This window comes from Pseudomonas sp. 05N434 (assembly GCF_056396965.1).
In genome coordinates this window covers 1-2,645 of the sequence record NZ_JBFTMK010000635.1, presented here as the reverse complement: position 1 = coordinate 2,645, position 2,645 = coordinate 1, and the positions used below count along the sequence as shown (strand labels likewise).

Here is a 2,645-nt window from a genome sequence, read left to right as displayed (position 1 = left end):
GGTGCTGATCAAGTCGGAGACCAGGCCAAACGCAGGGAGAGCCACGATGTAGACTTCCGGGTGGCCGAAGAACCAGAACAGGTGCTGGAACAAAATCGGACTGCCGCCCTGGTGATTGAGCTGCTGCCCCAGCGAGATCATCGCTGGCATAAAGAAGCTGGTACCCAATAGTTTGTCGAACAGCATCATGACCGCACTGACAAACAACGCCGGGAAGGCCAGCAAAGCCATGATCGAGGCCATGAAGATGCCCCATACGGAGAGCGGCATGCGAAACAATGTCATGCCGTGCGTGCGTGCCTGCAATACGGTGGTGACGTAGTTCAGCCCGCCCATGGTGGCGGCAACAATAAAAATCGCCAGAGAGACGAGCATCAGGACGATGCCCCATTCGACCCCAGGTGTTCCCTTGGTGATGGACTGCGGCGGATAGAGCGTCCAGCCCGAACCGGTGGGACCGCCCGGCACAAAGAATCCGGCGAGCAATACCAGTACCGCCACTAGGTAGAACCAGTAGCTCAGCATGTTGACGTAGGGAAAGACCATGTCGCGGGCGCCCACCATCAGTGGGATCAGATAGTTACCGAAGCCACCCAGAAACAGGGCCGTCAGCAAATAAATGACCATGATCATGCCGTGCATGGTCATCGCCTGATAGTAAGTATTGGCGTCCATGAACGCCAAACTGCCGGGGAAGCCTATCTGTAAGCGCATCAAGTCGGACAACACCACGGCGATAAGCCCCACGAACAGAGCCGTCAAGGAGTATTGAATGGCTATGACCTTGTGGTCCTGACTCCAGATGTATTTGGTCAGGAAACTTTTAGGCTCGTGCAGTGCTTCTGTTTCGGCTTGCTCCGCATAGGCCATCACGTCATCCTCCTGTCGAAGTTTCGGTGTACTTCTGGCTGCTTACGGCTATTTCCCTGGCTGCGCCTTGCTCGTATCAGCGTCGGCATTCGCTTTGGATTTGATAAAAGCGATCAGTGCATTCAACTCCTTATCGCTGGGAGCAAAGACCGGCATGACGGGTGCATATCCCTTGACGATTTTGGCAGCGGGATTAAGAACCGAGTCTTTTATATAGCCCTCATCGACCTTGATGCTCGTACCGTCGGCAAGGGTTTCGGTCTTGCCGTACAGACCCTGCCAGCTGGGACCGATGCCCTTGCTGCCATCGACACTGTGGCAGGCCAGGCAGCCGAGCGATTCAGCCAACTGCTGTCCCTGCGCCGCCAGGTCCTCACCTGGGCCCGGCGCTTGGCCGGCAGCAGATTCGTCGCCTTGTCGCGCAGCACCCAGTGATTTGATCAGGGCGATGAGTGCACCCAGTTCATCGTCATTGAGAGTATAGGTCACCATGACCGGCGGGTAGCCTTGTACCAGGCGGGCCTTCGGATCGAGGACCGACTCTTTCAGGTAAGCCTCATCGACCTGCACACTGCTGCCATCGGCAAGCTGTTCAGTGCGGCCATACAAGCCCTTCCATCCCGGGCCGAGACTGGCACTGCCATCCTGGCTATGGCAGGCCCCGCAACCGTATTTTTCGACCAACTGGCGGCCYTTTTCCAGCACGCTGTCCTGACTGGGCTTGGCAGCCGCGGCTAATGTCTGTGCAAACGTCGGTTGGCTTTTCAGCCATTGATCGAAGGCGCCCTGCTCTTCCACGATCATCTGGCCGCGCATGTTGTAATGACCGACACCACAATATTCAGCGCAAAGAATTTCATACTTTCCGGTTTTGGTCGGAGTAAACCAAAAGTACGACACCATCCCCGGCACCATGTCCATCTTGCTGCGGATTTGCGGAACATAGAAATCGTGCAGCACATCTTTGGATCGCAGTAAAACTTTCACCGGTTTATCGAGCGGAAGACGAACTTCATTGCTTTTTATCAGTACATCGTCCTGCCCGGCAGGATCATTGGGATCAAGGCCGAGGGGGTTGGTGGAATCAACAAATTTGATATCTGACTTACCCAACTTCCCGTCTTGGCCAGGGAAGCGAAAGGCCCACTGCCACTGCTGGGCGATCACTTCAAGCTCATAGGCATTTTTCGGTACCCGGATAAAATCATCGTAAACAACCAGGCCTGGCGCCAACATGGCGACAATACCTACCGAAGTAACGATAATTAACCATAGTTCCAGTTTTTTACTTTCTGGTTGGTAGTGCGCCCTGGATCCCTCCTTGTGACGATAACGCATCACCGCCACCGCCATAAAAACCGTGATGGCGATGAAAAATATTCCGCTAATGATCAGGGTGATAAACAGGGTGGTGTCTATGGATCCCCAGTTGGAAGCTGCCGGTGTTGCATGCCAAGGCGCGAGTATATGGAAGAGTACTGATGCAATAACGATTAGTATCAAGATAATTGCTATTGCCATGTTCTCTTCATCCTGTTCCTGTTGCTCATTGGTTATGCCAAAGCATCGCCACTGACGTCCAAGCAGGGCAGACAACTACCACCCATCCCGGTGGCAAAGCCAGTAAGAAGTATAGAGCCATCGGGCTGTACCGTGAGGCGGGCAAGCGAGGCCCGGTTGCCAGCTATACTCAATTTCAGATTACGGACGGCAGAGATTGGCCAGCAGCGGCCCCAAAAAACGAACCCTGCCTATGCGTAGCAGTCAGACAAGTG

Annotated in this window: 2 protein-coding genes; both read right to left on the bottom strand. The window is 54.4% G+C overall.

The genetic code is table 11. The features are described 5' to 3' along the window. The coding region (locus AC1DLB_RS27210) for a cbb3-type cytochrome c oxidase subunit I (RefSeq protein ID WP_477786023.1) at positions 1-870 on the bottom strand (870 nt) is incomplete at its 3' end. Between the two features lie 48 nt (positions 871-918). Then, positions 919-2,391 carry a c-type cytochrome gene (locus AC1DLB_RS27205; RefSeq protein ID WP_477743417.1) on the bottom strand — a complete coding sequence of 491 codons (1,473 nt, stop codon included), beginning with the start codon at positions 2,389-2,391 and terminating at the stop codon, positions 919-921. Between the last annotated feature and the right edge of the window lie 254 nt (positions 2,392-2,645).